The organism is Nonomuraea insulae (genome assembly GCF_042656245.1).
Genome location: NZ_JBHSPA010000093.1, coordinates 69002 through 85099 on the forward strand (window position 1 = coordinate 69002; position 16098 = coordinate 85099).

Consider the following 16098-nt stretch of genomic DNA (forward strand, 5'->3'; position numbering starts at 1 on the left):
GTCCGACCGTTGACACTGGCTTGGGTGAGCCGGCATCTGGAGGTCGGCGAACGGATCGTCAGGACCGAGGCGCTGCACGGCGGCATCACCGCCGAAATGCGGAGGCTGACCATCGGCACGCGGGACGGACGCACCCGTGACCTGGTGCTGCGGAGCTTCGTCGACCCGTTCTACCTGAGAGGCGCCGAGGACTCGCTGAACAGGGAGACCGGCGCCCTGTCCCTGCTCACGGAGACCGGCGTGCCGGCTCCTGAACTGGTCGCGGTTGATCCGAGCGCCGCGCAGTGCGAGTATCCGTCGCTCCTGATGACACATCTGGCAGGCCGGACGGTCCTCGACGATGAGGGATTGGAGACGCGCGTTCCGCTGCTGGCCCGTCAACTCGTGGCCATCCACGCGTTGCGACCCGCCGAGCGGCCCCGGAAGTATGTGACGTTGACGACCGCCGACACCGTCGTGGTTCCGAAGGGCGCCGACGCGGCGGCATGGGCCGCGGCGATCGACGTGATCCGCAGGCCCGCGCCGCCCTATGAAGGGCGATTCCTGCACCGGGACTTCCAACCCGGCAACGTGCTGTTCGACGTGCCGCCCGCAACGCCGGCAGGTGCCCGGATCGCTGGCGTCGTCGACTGGGCAGCGACCTCCTGGGGCCCGGCGGACCTCGATGTGGCGCACTGCTCCACCAATCTCGCGCTGCTGCACGGCCCGGCGTGGGGTCTGCGCTTCGCTGAGGCGTATGAGCAGGCCGGCGGGGTGCTGGCCGCGGCCACGAGCGAGCGGCTGTACTGGCAGGTGCGGGACGGGCTGGCGTTCTCGGAAGAGGTGCGGTTGGTGGCGCAGCCATGGCGGGAGGCAGGCAGGACAGAGCTGACGACGCGAGCCGTGGAGGAGCGGCTGGATGCCTATGTCACCGCCCTGATGGACACGCTGGGCTGAGCCCAGGCGGTCTGGGCGCAGCCCCGGCCTCATCGTTCAACCGCTCAATCTGAATGGCGATCTCTGAAACGCCTACCGCCACAGGATCGGCCGCGCGGTGGTGTTGGTCCGTGACGTCGACAACGCGGTTCGTCCGGGCTCGGTCTTGCTGGTAAGGCCGCGTATGCGAATAGCGGCACCCGGGAGTAGCAAAAGACCTCCGTCTTGGGTGAGAAGGGTTCCTTGAACGCGATAAGCGCCGTTATCCCGGGCCAGGTGGACCCTCGTGGGCGTCGAGCCGGCGGCCACCGCCGTAGGCTTGGGTTGTGACGGATGCTGCACTGTCCTGCCCTATTTGCTCCAACGTGATGGAGTCGGGGGTTGTGGTGGGTAGGTCGCCCGGAGTCAAGTTCAAGAAGCGGATGGGCGTGCTGGGTGACTTCGGCGGCGTGCGATTGACGCGCGGTTTTGGCTACCAGAGCGTCGACGCGATGCGATGCGAAGCCTGCGGCACCGTAGTCATACCAGGCAGTTGACCCGACGCGAATGTCTCTGCTCGACGAGCTTCTACCCTCATCAGCGTCACCGAGCCGTACAGTCCTACGACGCCGCGAGCAGCCGGCTCACCCTGGCGCTTCGCGAGCACGGTCAGTGGCCGTTGCTGCTCCCGACGGGATGGGGCACTCTCGTCCGCGACGCCGACGGCGCCTGAGTGGTCCGCGCCCGAGGAGAGCCGCGGATCGACGAGCAGCCTGTGACCACCGATCAGTGCCCGCCAGCCGTCATGCGGCATCCACGCCGACATGCGCGCGACGGCCGGCCCTTGTGAGCCGGCCGCCGGCACTGATCCCCGGCTTACGTCGGTCCCGGGCCGACCCGTGAGAGTTGCTCGTTCATGATGAGGAACGCCCCCAGCCCGTGGAAGTCGTTGACCGGCCTGGCCCGGCCGAAGTAGAAGCCGAGTGAGGCGCTGGCGTTGGTGCCCTCGCTGATGTCGACGATGTTGCTACGCCCGTCCGCGCCCAGCGACACCTTCGCCAGCACGCCTCGATATCCCAGGTCGGCGTTCGCCCGGTAGGAGGCGTCGACGTAGCCGCGTTCCACCGAGCGCGAGATCGTGTAGGTGTACATCGCCGAGCACGACGTCTCCGTCCAGTTCGACGCGTTGCCCGGCTCGGTGACCACCTGGAACCAGCGCCCGCTGGCCGGGTCCTGCCACCGGGCGTACGCGGGCACCAGGTCGCGCAGGATGCCGATCAGCGCCGCCCGCCGCGGGTGGTCTGCCGGGATGGTCTCCAGGATGTCGACGGTGGCCATGCCGAACCAGCCCATCGCCCGGCACCACGAGATGCCGTTGGTGCCGCCCAGCGACGGCTGCGCCCAGGAGGCGGTCAGGCCGCCGGGCTCGTCGTAGGCGTGGTAGAGCAGCCCGGCCGCCGCCCCCGAGGTGCGCCGCAGGTGGCTCCAGTAGACCTCGATCTGCTTGGCCGGCTCGGCCAGGGTGAAGGAGTCGCCCGCTACCCAGGCCCCGTAACGCGCGAGGAACGGGTCCACCATGTAGACGCCGTCGCCCCAGAGCTGGCCCTGGCGGGAGTCGGACGTGGCGTGCCACCAGCCGCCGTCCGCGGTGCGCGGGTAGGTGTTCAGCCTGGTCCTGATCTTCGTGGCCGCGGTACGGTAGCGCGCCTGGCCCGTCTCCCTGTACAGAGCCAGCAGCACGTTGCCGGCCTGCATGTTGTCGAGATTGTTGAAGCTCTGGCCGATGTTGCCCGAGGCGTCCACGAACCGGTCCGCCCAGTCCCTGATGTACTGCAGGTATCTCGCCTCGCCGGTGCGCTGCCAGACGAGGTACTGGCCCCAGAGGTAGAGGCCGCGCGTGTAGTCCCAGCCGCCGAGCGAGGCGGGGGTGAGGCGGGCCATCGTCGAGTCGACCACCGCCTTCGACCAGTCGGTGCCGCCCTGCGCGCCGTCGTCGACGGTGAGGGAGTCGAGGTTCGGGCCTCCGCCGGCGGTGGTGGCGGTGGCTCTGACGGTGTTCGCGCCGGTATGCAGCGTGGCCTGGACGGTGACGGTGCGCCAGGTGGTCCAGGAGCCGGTGCCGGGGAAGGACAGGCCGGGCGCGAGCTGGGCGCCGTTGACCGTGATGCGCATCGGCCGGTCGGCGGTGGTGCCGTTGGCGTATCGGAGGACCAGCCGGACCTGGCCGCTCTGGGCCGGGGTCAGCGTGAAGTCGACGTACGAGCCGACCAGGTTGTCGTAGTTGACGAAGCCCGAGCCGGTGAAGCCCGCGTGGTCGGAGTCGACGACGCCCTGCGAGATCGTCGCGGCCTCCGCCTCGTGCAGCGTGGCCGCCGCGCGGGCCGCGGTCATCGGCTGGGCTGACAACAGCCCCGCGACGACGGCGACGGCGACGACCGCTCGCCGCCGTAACCCAGGACGTCCGATGACTGAAGGCCGGATTCCGAAGGCCAAGGCGTTCTCCTTACCCGTGAATGTGTGACGAGGTGAGACATCCCATGTCTCACCTGAGAGTTGATGGCTTGTGATGCTCTCAGGCGGGTAGGGGGTGTGCGCAGCTTCGCGCGACTCCTCCCATCAATGCCTGACTAACAGCCATATAACGCCATTGAGCGGCCTGTCCAGCGGGTCACCACATCCGACGTCTATGTCCCGTACCAAAAATTTAGTTAGGAAAGCTTCCTAAATAATGGAACGCTCCAAGATCGCTAATGTGTTGACGGGTGTTCGGCTCCTCCACCGAGTGGACGATCAACGCCCCCGGCGCGGGCACCGCCACGCTCGCGTTCCGGTACGCCAACGGCACCGCCGCCAACCGGCCCGGCGACGTCGCGATCAACGGCACCGTCGTGGCGGCGGCGCGGGCGTTCAACGCCACCGCCGACTGGGACACCTGGGCGACCTCCACGCTCACCGCGACGCTCGCCGCGGGTGACAACAAGGTGCGGGTCGCCGCCGCGAACACGGGCGGCAACCCGAACCTCGACTACCTCGACGTCACGACCGCGGACGTCCCCGCGACGGAGTACCAGGCCGAGGCGGCGACGCTGACCCAGGCCATGGTGGCGACCAACCACACCGGCACCGGCTTCGTCGACTACGTCAACGCGGCCGGCGGCTCCATCGAGTGGTCGGTCAACGTCGCCGAGGTGGGCGCCCACACGCTCACCTTCCGCTACGCCAACGGCACCGCGGTGAACTGGCCGATGGACATCGCGGTCAACGGCGCCACGGCGGCGGCCGGGGTGGCCTTCCCGGGCACCGGCAACTGGGACACCTGGACCGACGGCCGGGTCACCGCGACCCTGAACGCGGGTGTCAACACCATCCGGGCGACGGGCACCACCGCCAACGGCGGCCCGAACGTCGACCGGCTCTCGGTCAGCGGCTCGGGCGGCCCCGACGGCCAGGCGCCGAGCGTGCCCGGCGGCCTCAGAGTGACCGGCACCTCGGCCGCCGGCATCTCACTGGCGTGGACCGACTCGACCGACAACGTGGGCGTCACCGGCTACCGCGTCTACGAGGCGAGCGCCGTGGTGGCGACCTCGCCCGCGGCCGGCGCGACCGTCAGCGGCCTGGCGGCGAACTCCACCCACACCTACACGGTCACCGCGCTGGACGCGGCCGGCAACGAGTCGGCGCGCAGCGCCGCCGTCACGGCCACGACAGGCGGCTCGACCGCCGGTCCGACGGCCGACCAGCTGCTGGCGAAGGTGACGTCCTGCGGTCAGATCTCCAACGGCAAGTACAAGACCGACTCCGACGTCGGCACGGCCACGGTGGCGGTGTGCGACAAGAGCGGCGCGGTGTTCTGGAAGGGCGACATGGACATCGACTGCGACGGCGTGCGCACCTCGCAGTGCAACGAGGACACCGACTGCTGCTTCCTGCCCGACACCTTCTGCCACACCACCTCGGACACGCCGCTCAACTCCGCCCAGCTCCCGTACATGGTGGTGCCCAGCCCCAGCTCCATCTGGGACTACCGGACGAAGGGCATCGGCTGCGGCACGGTGGTGGCGATCGTCTACAACGGGCAGGTGGAGTACACCGTGATGTGACACGGGGCCGAGCGGCATCATCGGCGAGGCGTCGTACCGGGCGGCCGCCGACCTCGGCATCAACCCCGACCCCAGCAACGGCGGCACCGACAGCGGGGTCACCCACATCGTGTTCACCGGCTCCGGCACCAAGGTGACGACGATCGAGAACCATACGCAGGCCACCAACCTGGGGCAGGACCCTGGCCCAGCAGTTCGTCGACAACAACTGAACGGACTGGTCGAGCCGTGTGGGGCGGTGGCCGTCCGGCTGGCGGAGCGGATCGCCGGACAGGCGGCCACCGGAGTCACACGCGCGGCAGGGCCGTGACGGCACGGCGTTCGTTCACGGCCCGGCAGGCCCCGGCGTCCTCCACCGCCGGGGCTTCCTTGACCGCCTGCGGCCCGTCAGGCGTCCAGTTTGGCCTCGCGGCCATGCACGATCAGGGCGTACAGCACCAGCACGTCCACCGCGATGACGGCCAGCGACCACCATGGGTTCACCCCGATCCAGGTGAGCTGGGTCATCGCGTTCAGCATGACGAGCACAACGGCGACCACCCGCGCCCATGTCTGGCCGACGCTCAGGGCGAGCCCGGTGAGGAAGAGCACCACTCCGAAGATGAGGTGCAGCCATCCCCAGGTGGACACGTCGAAGAACAGCAGCCTCATCGGGGTGCGAACGTAGACGTCACTGTTGATGACCGCGTACAGGCCACCGATGATGTTGAAGACGCCAGAAATGATCATGAGCATCCCGGCGAACCAGACCCAGCCGACCCAGCCGGTGATTCGAGGTGCGTGATGATAGGCCATCGAAGACCCCTTCCCTTGAGCCGACTTTCGTCGGGCTCCCGGTCTCGCCTCGATTGAGACGTAGTCATATCGCCTGCCCAAACAGAACACGACAAAAGCGATATATGCGTACTAAGTGCTTGATATGTTCTTTCTTGGGGCTTTTTTGTCCTCAGTGAGAGCGATGGCACACTCCTTGAGGACAGGTCCTCTACCGGTCGCCCGGAACGCCGGCAGGCGCGCTCCTCGCGTGACGCCCCTTCCCTCCGAGGCCTCCGGAGATCACGGGAAACATTTTGCCGAGCGATGCAACACCTTCGCCCCTTCGGCCGTCTGGTGCATGACGATCGAAAGGGACGACAAGTGGATGACGAACCCGGCTTCGACGACTTCGTGGCCGAGCAGGCGGGCACGCTGCTCCGCTACGGATACGTCCTGACCGGAAACCCTCATGACGCCGCCGACCTGGTCCAGGAAACTCTGATACGGCTGCGCGGCGCCTGGCCGAGGGTGAGACGCAAGGACAGCCCGCACAGCTACGCCCGGACCACGATGGCACGGTTGCACATCAGCGTCTGGCGGCGGCACAGGCGTGAACACCTCACCGGAGAGCCGCCGGAGGGAGTTCACCACGAAGTCTTCCCGCCCGACGAGGAACAGGGTCTCTGGGAAGAGCTGGCCGCGCTGCCCCGCAGGCAGCGTGCCGTGCTGGTGCTGCGCTACTACGAGCAGCTCACCGACGCCGAGATCGCCAAGGTACTGGGGATCTCCACTGGAACCGTGCGCAGCCAGGCCTTCCGGGGCCTGGCCAAGCTGCGTTCCTCCCTTTCCTCCTCACCGGCGACCCACGGGAGCATGCGATGACCGATCTGGAAGAGAAGCTGAGCCGTGTCCTCTCCGGAGCGGCGGACCGTGCGCCGCAGGTGCCTGCCGGGCTGGCCGCGACGGTCAAGGCGGGCCATCGCCGGCGCAGGGCGCGTACCGCCGCCGTGTTCGCGGCCGCGGCCGTGGTCCTGGTGGCAGGCGGGGCGGGTGCGGCGGTGAGCGCCCTGCGCTCGCAGGCCGAGCCGCACCCCCCGGTCGCCGCGACCGGCGGGGCCGAGTCGTCGGCGGACAGGATTCCGCCGCCCATCGAGAAGGTGTGGCCGCAGGCCGTACACAAGATCCCGGCCAAGCTGCCCGACGGCCGCGCGTACTACCCGCAGCTACTCCTCGACGATCACACGCTGCTGGTCATGACGGGCGTCTCCGACGGAAAGCGTCAGTTCCTCTGGAGCTACGACCTGGGCACCGGCGAGCCCAGGCAGATCGCCGAGATCCCCGCGACGAAGGGGTCGGCGATCTTCGCCGAGGGCGTCGCCGCCGGCGGCGGCAACATCGTCTGGTGGGCGTCCTACAAGGAGGCGGACAGCCCGCGGGTCGCCCGGATCTGGACGGTGCCGGCGGCCGGCGGCCGGCCTCGGCCGGTGACCGACGTTCCGCTCGGAAACGTCATGAAGGAGGGGCACATCAACGGGCTGGCGGTGACGGGCTCCGACGTGGTCTTCGCCTACGAGAAGGGCGGGGTCTACCGGGCGCCGCTGGCCGGGGGCTCGCCGCAGCCGGTGAAGGGCGCCGAGCGGCACCACATCCTGCAATGGCCGTGGGTGGGCATCCACCGCGGCAAGGCGATCTTCCGCGAGCTGTTCAACGTCGAGACCGGTGAGCGGCGTGACGCCGTGGTCAAGTCCGACGAGGAGGTCAGGTGCGGCGTCGACCGGTGCGCGGGAGTGGCGGTGCGATACAAGACCGTCAAGGTCAAACGCCCCCGCGACCGCTCCGGTAAGGAGATCAAGTGCGGCACTCGCCGGTGTCCGGACACGGTGCGGACCCAGACGGTCCTGCGCAGGTTCGTCCGCGACCGCGACGGCTCCCCGGAGCGCGAACTGCCCAGCACCTTCCAGCAAGGCGACGACGCCGGTCTGGAGCGCTTCTTCAAGGTCACGTTGAGGGGACCGGGGAACCAGGTCGTCCTGACGCTCTACGACGCCGACACCGGCAGGTCCGCCGATCTCGGCATACGGACGGACGCGAAAGGAACCATGGCGATCCCCGACGGCGGCCTCGACCGGCTGATGACCTACCCGATCGGGAACGAGATGTACGTCCTGGACCTGGCCGCGATCAAGTAGTCGACGGACAGATCGACTCGATGGCCATTCACGTGACGAAGACAGCCTGACGGGGGAGCGGGGTTGCACACCGCGGTTGTGACGCCGCGACGCTCAGCAGCCGGGGAAGGCCTGACATGCCTAGGTCCAAAGGAGGAGGGCTTTCGGTCGCGGGACCGAGGTGCGTGCCGACAACCGGCCATTAGCGTCTGATGTCATGACATTGGAAGAAGCGTACGAGCGGTTGCACAGGACCGGCCCCGAGTTCGAAGGATGGCTGTCCAACCACGGCCCGATGGCGGTCGAATCGATGGTCAGGCACGGATACGACCGTGAGGTGCACCGCTGGCTCGACAGCTACATCGCCCGGCTGGACGAGCTTCCGCGCGCCACCTCGCCGATCGGCGCCGGGGACTGGCGGGCGGCGCTGGGCGATCCTCACCGTCTCGGCGACTGGCTGACGTTCTTCGACAGGGAGCTGGGGGAGCAGCCGTGGCGTGCCGTACTGGAGACATGGTGGCCACGGTTGTTGCCCGGTATCGCGGCCGGAGCCACCCACGGAGTGATCCGCACCGGGCACGCGGTCCACGCGCTGTCGCGACAGCAGGACGAGACACGTCTTGCCGAGCTGGGCCAGGCGCTCGGTTACTGGGCGGCGCGCTGGCAGGCCATCGCGGGCTTCGGCGCGCCGTCCGGTACCGCCGGACCGGGGCTGGCCCTGGCCGGAGTTCCCCGCGTCCCGGACCAGAGCATGGGCATCAACCATCGGCTCGGACAACTGGCTGAGATCGCCGGGTGGGGCTCGTCGCTCGCCGTGCTCAGGCCGGCCGCCGATGCCGAGCAGGCACGTACGCGTCTCACCGAGCTTGCCGACGCGGCGACCCTGCGTTACGTCACTCACGCGCACGGCTCTCCCGTCATGCTGGTCCACACCGCGACGGCGCCGACGGCCGTGCTGCGGGTTCTCCCCGCGTTGCCCGCGGAGGTCTGGGGTGCCAGCCTCGACGCCGCGTGGGCGGCCAGCGCCGCGGTGACCGCCGCCTACGCCCCCGCCGAGGCCGCATCCCGGCGGGATCTGCCCGTCGTCCCTGGATCGGCGGAGGAGGTGTTCGACCTCGCCGTCCGGCACGGGGACGAGCATGTGATCAAGCTCGCCGACACCGCCCTGGACGTCCACCACCGCACCGGCGACCCCGATGCCCTGGCCGCGGTGGTCCGCGCGGTCACGCTGATCGAACCCTTTCCCTCCTGAGCGGGATGCGCCCGAAGTCCTCGGCACGGCCTTCTCCGGTCGACACGGTTATGATCCGTGATAATAATACCGGTATAGTTATTGACCGAAGGAGAAGTCGTGATCGAGCTCAAGTCCGCCGGTGAGATAGCGGCGATGCGGGAGGCGGGCCGGGTCGTGTCCGGCGTGCACGCCGCCGTGCGGGAGCGGGCCGCCGTGGGAGTGTCGCTGAAGGAGCTGGACGAGGTGGCCAGGACGGTCATCGAGGAGGCGGGGGCGGGCGCCTCGTTCCTCGGCTACCACCCGTCGTTCGGTGCCATGCCCTATCCCGGTGTCATCTGCACCTCGGTGAACGGGACCATGTTGCACGGCCTGCCGACCACGGACCGGCTGCGCGACGGCGACCTGCTCAGCGTGGACTGCGCCGCGTACGTGGACGGGTGGCACGCCGACGGCACGGTCAGCTTCGTGGTCGGCGAGGCGCGCGCGGACGACCTCAAGCTGATCAGGGTCGCCGAGGAGACGCTCGCCGCCGGCATCGAGGCCGCGTTGCCTGGCGGCAAGATGGGCGACATCGGCCACGCCATGTCCACGGTCGGGCGCGGCGCGGGCTTCGGCATGCAGAACGACTTCGGCGGCCACGGCATCGGCAGGGCCATGCACGAGTCGCCGTACGTGCCCAACGAGGCTCGCCCGGGACGCGGGCTGCGGCTGCGCCCGGGGCTGGTGATCGCCATCGAGCCGAGCCTCATGGCGGGCGGCGGCGACGACTACTACATGGCCTCCGACGGCTGGTCGCTGTGCTCGGCGGACGGCAGCAGGAGCGTGCACGTCGAGCACACGGTCGCCATCACCGAGGACGGCCCGGTCATCCTCACCCTGCCGTAGCCGGGATCGTCACCCGGGAATTCGCCTGCTCCGGCGAGACCGGAGCCACATCGTGTCGCTGACGGCCATCGCGCCAAGGCGGATCCCTCGTCTCATCTCGGGCCGAGCCGGCGAGAGCGGCCGACGGCACCGCCGTTCGCGCACGTCGATAGGGTCGGCCTGTCCGACGCACGCATGAGCGTGGCGTACGGACATCTGGAGGGACGACCATTGAACACTCAGCCGGGCGGCGGACGCGTCGCCGTGGTCACCGGAGCCGGCTCGGGCATCGGCAGGCACACCGCACTGGCCCTGCACGGTGCCGGATACCGGGTGGTGCTGGCCGGGCGGCGAGCCGCGGCGCTCCAGCAGACCCTGGACGCCGCGGGCGACGAGGAGAGCATGCTCCTCGTGCCGTGCGATGTGACGGATCCTGACGCTGTACGGAACCTGTTCGCGCGTACTCGTGCGCGTTTCGGCCGCATCGACGTGCTCGTCAACAACGCCGGCATGTTCGGGCCGTCGGTCCCGTTCGACGAGATCGGGCACGAACAGTGGGCGCAGGTCGTGCACACGAACCTGACGGGCGCGTTCATGTGCGCCCAAGAAGCGTTCCGGCAGATGAAGGAGCAGGTGCCCGGCGGAGGGCGGATCATCAACAACGGATCCCTGTCGGCGCACACGCCGAGGCCGCACGCCGCCGCGTACACCGCCACCAAGCACGCGATCACCGGCCTGACCAAGGCGATCTCCCTCGAAGGGCGCGCCTTCGGGATCGCGTGCGGGCAGATCGACGTCGGCAACGCGGCCACCGACATGACCGCGGCCATGGCCGGAGGGGTCCTGCAGGCCGACGGCTCCCTCGCGCCCGAGCCGACCATCGACGTGCGCGAGGTCGCCGAGGCCATCGTGTTCATGGCCGGCCTGCCGCTCGAGGCGAACGTGCCGTTCATGACCGTCATGGCGACGGGGATGCCGTTCGCCGGGCGGGGCTGACCAGGATGACGTCCGTACGCCTCACGGCGGCGAAGACGGGCAGCATGGCCGAGCAGATGCCGCATGACGGGGAGATCACCGCATAGAGGACCGGGCGGCCCGGGGGAGGGGCGGACAGGGCGAAACCAGCGCCGGGACGCGGGCCCGGCATGGTCCTTCCCGCCAGATTCCCGCAGAGAGGTGCCGGCGACCTGTGGTGGTGATCGGCCGGCTGGCGGATGCTGGGCGGATGGTTACCAAGCAGGCACCGCCCACCTCACCTCTGCTGGAGCGCATCCGCTCCGCCATCATCGGCGACGGCGAGGTGCTGGACGGCCCGTACGGCCCGCGCCGCATCATCTACGCCGACTACACCGCCTCAGGCAGGTCGCTGTCGTTCGTCGAGGACTTCATCCGCGACCACGTGCTGCCCAGCTACGCCAACACCCACACGGAGAGCTCCGGCACCGGGCTGCAGACCAGCAGATTACGTGAAGAGGCCCGCCGCGCCGTCCACGAGTGCGTCGGCGCCGGCCCGGACGACGCGGTCGTCTTCTGCGGCTCCGGCGCCACAGCGGCGATCAACAAGCTCGTCGCCATCCTGGACCTGCGCGTCCCCTCCCCATACGCCGGGAACGTTCCGGACAAGGACCGGCCGGTGGTGTTCGTCGGCCCGTACGAGCACCATTCCAATGAGCTGCCCTGGCGCGAGTCCATCGCCGACACCGTCGCCATCGGCGAGGACGCGGACGGCCACATCGACTGCGACGACCTGCGCGACCAGCTCGCCCGCCATGCTCATCGGCCGCTGCTCATCGGCAGTTTCTCGGCCGCCTCCAACGTCACCGGCATCCTCACCGACACCGACCACATCGCCGCGCTCCTGCACGCCCACGGCGCCCTGTCATTCTGGGACTACGCCGCCGCCGGCCCGTACGTGCCGATCCGCATGGGCCCCAGCGCGCCCGGCGTCGGCGATCACAAGGATGCGATCTTCCTGTCCCCGCACAAGTTCGTCGGCGGGCCGCAGACGCCCGGCGTGCTCGTGGTCCGGCGGGAGCTGGTACGCAACCGCGTACCGACCGCGCCGGGCGGCGGCACGGTGCTGTTCGTGGACGCGACCGGGCATCGCTACCTCGACGACCCGATCGCCCGCGAGGAGGCGGGCACCCCGGCCATCGTCGAGTCGATCCGGGCGGGGCTGGTCTTCCGGCTCAAACAGGCTGTCGGCACCGATCTCATCCAGGCTCGCGAGGAACGCTTCTGGCAGCGGGCCCTGCGCCGATGGGAGGGCAACCCCGCCATCGAGATCCTCGGTGACCGGGATTCCCGCCGGCTGTCCATCGTGTCGGTTCGCATCCGCGCGGACGACGGGCTGTTCCTGCACCACAACTACGTGGTGGCGGTGCTGAACGACCTGCTCGGCATCCAGGCGCGCGGCGGCTGTTCCTGCGCGGGCCCGTACGGTCACCGCCTGCTGGCCATCGACGCCGCGCGCTCGCGGGCGTTCGAGGAGGAGATCGGGCAGGGCTGCCAGGGCATCAAGCCGGGCTGGGTGCGGGTCAACTTCAACTACTTCATCTCCGACGCCGTCTGCGACTACCTCATCGACGCGGTCGATCTGCTGGCCCGCCACGGTCACCGGCTGCTGCCCGACTACCGCTTCGACCCGGCCAACGGGTTGTGGCGGCATCGCGGCGGACCGGCCGAGCCGCCGCTGCACCTGTCCGACCTGCGCTTCGACGACCCTGAGGCCCCGCTCGCCCGGCGTGTACGCGTCGGCGAGGACGCCCTGCCGGGCTATCTGGACCAGGCCCACATCCTGCTGGAGTCCAGCACGGACGGGATCGACCCGACGCCGTCCGGCTTGCCGGAAGACGTCGAGCGGCTGCGCTGGTTCCCGCTGCCCAAAACCTGCCTTGATCTGCCATGACCCGCTGCCTGACGGGGCCGCCCCGGCGGCTATTGGGCGGGCATCTCCGCGAGCGACAGGCTGTTGCCGTCCGGGTCGAGGACGTCCACGTGTCGCACGCCGTTGCCGTAGGTCTCCACGGGCTCGTGCTCGATGCCGTGCGCGGCCAGCCGGGCCAGGATGTCGTCGAGGCCGGTCACACCGAGCGTGATCATGGTGCCGCCCACCCGCGCGGCCCGCACCTGCCGGTCGTCGATGACGATCCACGCGTTCTCACCGACCTGCCACAGGTACTCCTCACCGATGATCTCGTCCGCCGGTCGCCCGAAGAACGCCTCGAACCACCTCTGCGATGTCGCCCGATCACGCACGCACACGACGCTGTACAAATCCACCGCGACCGCTCCCTCTCCTCGTTTCGAAAGGGAGACCACTTCTCCGGCCGGAACTCATCGGCGGATCATAGTTCTTCGTCCGATGGGCCGAGTTCGGCGACGAGGAGCCGCAGCAGGCCGGGACAGTGCTGCTCGATGTCCTTCCTGAGCAGCCTCAACGTGCTTCCATTGCCGTGATCGCGCTGCGCGACCAGCCCCGCCTCCCGCAGCACCCGGAAGTGATGGGTCCGTGTGGCCTTCTTCACCGGCAGGTCGAAGGACCCGCAGGCGCGCTCCCGATCCTCGGGATCGGCCGCGAGTTCGGCCACCATGCGCCGCCGGGAGTCGTCGGCGAGCGCGGCGAACACCCTGCCGAGATCCATGCCTCCTCCTTCAGGTATGACTTGCATCGTACCTCAGGCATGGCTAACCTCCGCAGGTATGAACATCGTCATACCTGAAGGAAACGGCCCCATCGGCATCTACGGATTCGCCCGCTCCCGCCCGGAACGTGCCGAGGAGCTGGAAGGGTTGTTGCTGTCGTTCGTCGAGCCGACTCGTGCCGAGCCGGGCGCCTGGCAGTACCAAGTCCACCGCGATGCCTCCGACCCCAGCACGCTGGTCTTCTACGAGCTGTGGCGTTCCGGGGACGATCTGCGCAACCACCTCGCCCAGCCCGACCTGGTCCGGTTCCAGGAGACCCGCATGGAATACCTGCGCGAGGACCTGGAGATCCACTGGCTGACACCTCTCACCGCGAACGCTCCGTCCGAACCACCACGGCAGGGCGCGTAGCTCGTGGGCAGAGATCTGCCGAGCACGTCGGCGATGAACATGATGCGCCCTTCCGAGGCTAGCCCAGGGCCTGGTTGAAGTTCGGCAAGGGCCTTACCGCGAGGGCACGCAGGACCGCCGGCAGGTCGTCACCTGGGCAGACGTGCCTTGGCAGCTCGCCGCAGCACCAAGGTGATCACAATCGTCACCGCCATCGCGGCCGCCCCCGCCCAGGCGGCGGTGGTGTAGCCGGCCTCAGCAGGAAAGGTGGCGCCGGTGTGGGCGGCGAGCAGCAGGCCGCCGAGCGCGCTGCCGATGGAGAAGCCGACGCTGCGTACGACCTGGTTGAAGCTCATCGCGCTCGAGGTCTCCTCCGGCGGGGTGACGGCCAGGATCGCGACCGGCATCGCGGCGGAGAAGACACCGACGCCCAGCCCGAGCAGACCCATCACGGCGAACGCCAGCCAGAACTGGCCGCGGGCCAGCGCGAACACCACCAGCGCAGCCAGGACCACGCCACCCCCGGCAGCCAGCACCGTCGGCGCCTGGAGCCGCTCGCGCACCCAGGGCACCAGCTTGCCGCCCGCGAAGCCCAGCACCGAGAACGGCACGAGCACCAGACCGGCGACGAAGACGTCCACGCCGAAGCCGTAGCCGGCCGCCTCGGGCGTCTGCACGTAACGGGTGACCAGGGTCAGCAGCAGGTACATGCCGATGCCGCCGAGAAACATGGTCACATTGGCGCCGGCCACCGCGGGGTGCCGCAGCAGGGTGAGGTCCACCAGCGGGGCGGCGGACCGGCGTTCGCGGCGCACCCAGGCGGCGAGCAGCACGGCCGCGGCGGCAGGCAGGGCGGCGGCGAGCACCGGGTGCTCGATCCACAGAGTGGTCTGGCCGATCGCCAGCGACAGGGCGACGAGACCGGCGCCCAGGAGCGCGGCCCCTGGCACATCGACCGCCGCCGACCGGCCCGGTGGCGGCTGCGGCACCGCCCGCCAGGCCGCGGCCAGCGCGGCCGCGGTGAGCAGCAGGCCGAGCCCGTACGCCGCCCGCAGTCCGGAGACCTGCGTCAGGAGCCCCGCCAGCGGGTAGCCGATGCCGATGCCGGCGATGGACGCCACCGACAGCAGCGAGATCGCCGCACCGGAGCGCTGCCGCGGCAGGTGGTCGCGGGCGACGCCCATCAACAGCGCGGCCAGGGCCAGGCCGGCGCCCTGGCCGACCCGCCCGGCCAGCAGCCAGCCGAACGACGGCGGCACCACGGTCAGCAGACTGCCGGCCACCACCACCGCGAGGGTGACGAGGATGACCTGGCGTCTGCGCGGCCCCGCGCCAAGACGCCCGAGTACGGGGGTGGCGACCGCGCCCACCAGCAGCGGGGCGGTGAGCGTCCACTGCGCGGCGGCCAGCGAGACGCCGAACTCACCCGCCACCGCGGTGATCAGCGGCGCCCCGAGGCTGCCCACCACCGCGACGACCAGGGCGACGAACACCAGCGCGGGCACCAGCAACCGGCCCTGCCGGGACTCGTTCGCGGTGCCGGTCATCGGTTCGCCTCCATCGTCAGGTGCTCGAACGTGGCGGCGGCCTGGGCCGCGATGGCACCGACCACCTGCGCCGCCGTGTGCATGTGCAGGGCTCCCGCCTCATGGATACGCGCGCCGACCTGTGCGGGATCGCCCCAGAAAGTGGAGATGATCGGCACGCCCTCGTCCAAGCAGACGGGCAGCGAGTCCGCCACCGGAAAGTCCAGCACCAGGTTCGCGGCGAACGGCCGCCCGGTCAGCCGGCGCACCAGGCCGATGTCGCGGCGTGCCCGCTCGGGCCCCCGCCAGGTCAACGCCAGCATGCCGAGACCACCGGCCTCGGCGACCGCCGCGACCAGTCGCGGTGCCGCGGCGGAGCCGATCGGCGCCTGAACGATCGGCAGGCCGACCCCCAGCCGCTCGCACAGCGGCGTGCGCAGCACAGCCATCTCCGGCTCTCCCCACTCTTGTGCGCTTCGGAAACAGAATCGCCGCAAGCACGGTACTGTATCGGAAACCGA

At 69.8% G+C, this 16098-nt stretch carries 16 protein-coding genes; 10 read left to right on the top strand and 6 right to left on the bottom strand.

The window, feature by feature from the left end:
• Positions 1-24: 24 nt before the first annotated feature.
• Together ACFPZ3_RS56955 and ACFPZ3_RS56960 are read left to right on the top strand one after the other, a co-directional pair.
• A complete protein-coding gene (locus ACFPZ3_RS56955; protein ID WP_379522828.1) occupies positions 25-936 on the top strand; it encodes a phosphotransferase family protein in 912 nt (303 codons plus the stop codon).
• Between the two features lie 305 nt (positions 937-1241).
• On the top strand, positions 1242-1451 hold the full coding sequence (locus ACFPZ3_RS56960; protein ID WP_379522829.1) for a PF20097 family protein: 210 nt from the start codon (positions 1242-1244) through the stop codon (positions 1449-1451).
• 319 nt (positions 1452-1770) lie between these two features.
• Here ACFPZ3_RS56960 and ACFPZ3_RS56965 read toward each other — a convergent pair whose 3' ends face one another.
• Entirely contained in the window at positions 1771-3387 is a 1617-nt protein-coding gene (locus ACFPZ3_RS56965; protein ID WP_379522830.1) for a glycoside hydrolase family 88 protein, read from the bottom strand.
• A gap of 269 nt (positions 3388-3656) precedes the next feature.
• Here ACFPZ3_RS56965 and ACFPZ3_RS56970 point away from each other — a divergent pair, with 269 nt between their 5' ends.
• The gene (locus ACFPZ3_RS56970) at positions 3657-4994 is read left to right on the top strand and encodes a carbohydrate-binding protein (RefSeq protein WP_379522831.1); all 1338 of its coding nucleotides are present in this window, start codon (positions 3657-3659) and stop codon (positions 4992-4994) included.
• A 387-nt stretch (positions 4995-5381) separates the two neighbouring features.
• On the opposite strand, the gene ACFPZ3_RS56975 is transcribed toward ACFPZ3_RS56970, so the two are convergent.
• Positions 5382-5789, bottom strand: coding sequence for a DUF7144 family membrane protein (locus ACFPZ3_RS56975; protein ID WP_379522832.1), 408 nt, complete (start codon positions 5787-5789; stop codon positions 5382-5384).
• A 342-nt stretch (positions 5790-6131) separates the two neighbouring features.
• Between ACFPZ3_RS56975 and ACFPZ3_RS56980 the strand changes: the two genes are divergently transcribed.
• The 6 genes from ACFPZ3_RS56980 to ACFPZ3_RS57005 all read left to right on the top strand — a co-directional run bounded on the left by ACFPZ3_RS56980 (position 6132) and on the right by ACFPZ3_RS57005 (position 12924).
• Positions 6132-6632: a SigE family RNA polymerase sigma factor gene (locus ACFPZ3_RS56980; RefSeq protein WP_379522833.1), complete on the top strand. Its 501-nt coding sequence runs from the start codon at positions 6132-6134 to the stop codon at positions 6630-6632.
• A complete protein-coding gene (locus tag ACFPZ3_RS56985; RefSeq protein WP_379522834.1) occupies positions 6629-7939 on the top strand; it encodes a TolB family protein in 1311 nt (436 codons plus the stop codon). Before ACFPZ3_RS56980 ends, ACFPZ3_RS56985 begins: the two co-directional genes overlap by 4 nt.
• A 196-nt stretch (positions 7940-8135) precedes the next feature.
• A complete protein-coding gene (locus ACFPZ3_RS56990; RefSeq protein ID WP_379522835.1) occupies positions 8136-9170 on the top strand; it encodes a questin oxidase family protein in 1035 nt (344 codons plus the stop codon).
• Positions 9171-9269: 99 nt separating this feature from the next.
• On the top strand, positions 9270-10037 hold the full coding sequence (gene map / locus ACFPZ3_RS56995) for a type I methionyl aminopeptidase (RefSeq protein ID WP_379522836.1): 768 nt from the start codon (positions 9270-9272) through the stop codon (positions 10035-10037).
• 210 nt (positions 10038-10247) lie between these two features.
• Positions 10248-11012, top strand: a complete 765-nt coding sequence (locus tag ACFPZ3_RS57000) for an SDR family oxidoreductase (RefSeq protein ID WP_379522837.1) — start codon at positions 10248-10250, stop codon at positions 11010-11012.
• Between the two features lie 229 nt (positions 11013-11241).
• Positions 11242-12924 carry an aminotransferase class V-fold PLP-dependent enzyme gene (locus ACFPZ3_RS57005; protein ID WP_379522838.1) on the top strand — a complete coding sequence of 561 codons (1683 nt, stop codon included), beginning with the start codon at positions 11242-11244 and terminating at the stop codon, positions 12922-12924.
• A gap of 29 nt (positions 12925-12953) precedes the next feature.
• On the opposite strand, the gene ACFPZ3_RS57010 is transcribed toward ACFPZ3_RS57005, so the two are convergent.
• Entirely contained in the window at positions 12954-13298 is a 345-nt protein-coding gene (locus ACFPZ3_RS57010) for a VOC family protein (RefSeq protein WP_379522839.1), read from the bottom strand.
• A gap of 65 nt (positions 13299-13363) precedes the next feature.
• A complete protein-coding gene (locus ACFPZ3_RS57015; RefSeq protein ID WP_379522840.1) occupies positions 13364-13660 on the bottom strand; it encodes an ArsR/SmtB family transcription factor in 297 nt (98 codons plus the stop codon).
• A gap of 58 nt (positions 13661-13718) precedes the next feature.
• Here ACFPZ3_RS57015 and ACFPZ3_RS57020 point away from each other — a divergent pair, with 58 nt between their 5' ends.
• On the top strand, positions 13719-14072 hold the full coding sequence (locus tag ACFPZ3_RS57020; RefSeq protein ID WP_379522841.1) for a putative quinol monooxygenase: 354 nt from the start codon (positions 13719-13721) through the stop codon (positions 14070-14072).
• Positions 14073-14200: 128 nt separating this feature from the next.
• Here the strand turns inward: ACFPZ3_RS57020 and ACFPZ3_RS57025 are convergent, their stop codons facing one another.
• Together ACFPZ3_RS57025 and ACFPZ3_RS57030 are read right to left on the bottom strand one after the other, a co-directional pair.
• Positions 14201-15598, bottom strand: coding sequence for an MFS transporter (locus ACFPZ3_RS57025; protein WP_379522842.1), 1398 nt, complete (start codon positions 15596-15598; stop codon positions 14201-14203).
• Complete coding sequence (locus ACFPZ3_RS57030; RefSeq protein ID WP_379522843.1) at positions 15595-16026, bottom strand: nitronate monooxygenase; 432 nt, start codon at positions 16024-16026, stop codon at positions 15595-15597. The genes ACFPZ3_RS57025 and ACFPZ3_RS57030 overlap by 4 nt, the downstream gene beginning before the upstream one ends.
• Positions 16027-16098: the final 72 nt, after the last annotated feature.

What these genes read in the sequence shown, in the direction of transcription:
- ACFPZ3_RS57030 (WP_379522843.1), bottom strand. Translation starts at nt 16,026, where the DNA reads ATGGCTGTGCTGCGCACGCCGCTGTGCGAGCGGCTGGGGGTCGGCCTG.
- ACFPZ3_RS57025 (WP_379522842.1), bottom strand. Translation starts at nt 15,598, where the DNA reads ATGACCGGCACCGCGAACGAGTCCCGGCAGGGCCGGTTGCTGGTGCCC.
- ACFPZ3_RS56990 (WP_379522835.1), top strand. Translation starts at nt 8,136, where the DNA reads ATGACATTGGAAGAAGCGTACGAGCGGTTGCACAGGACCGGCCCCGAG.
- ACFPZ3_RS56975 (WP_379522832.1), bottom strand. Translation starts at nt 5,789, where the DNA reads ATGGCCTATCATCACGCACCTCGAATCACCGGCTGGGTCGGCTGGGTC.
- ACFPZ3_RS57015 (WP_379522840.1), bottom strand. Translation starts at nt 13,660, where the DNA reads ATGGATCTCGGCAGGGTGTTCGCCGCGCTCGCCGACGACTCCCGGCGG.
- ACFPZ3_RS57005 (WP_379522838.1), top strand. Translation starts at nt 11,242, where the DNA reads ATGGTTACCAAGCAGGCACCGCCCACCTCACCTCTGCTGGAGCGCATC.
- ACFPZ3_RS57020 (WP_379522841.1), top strand. Translation starts at nt 13,719, where the DNA reads ATGAACATCGTCATACCTGAAGGAAACGGCCCCATCGGCATCTACGGA.
- ACFPZ3_RS56985 (WP_379522834.1), top strand. Translation starts at nt 6,629, where the DNA reads ATGACCGATCTGGAAGAGAAGCTGAGCCGTGTCCTCTCCGGAGCGGCG.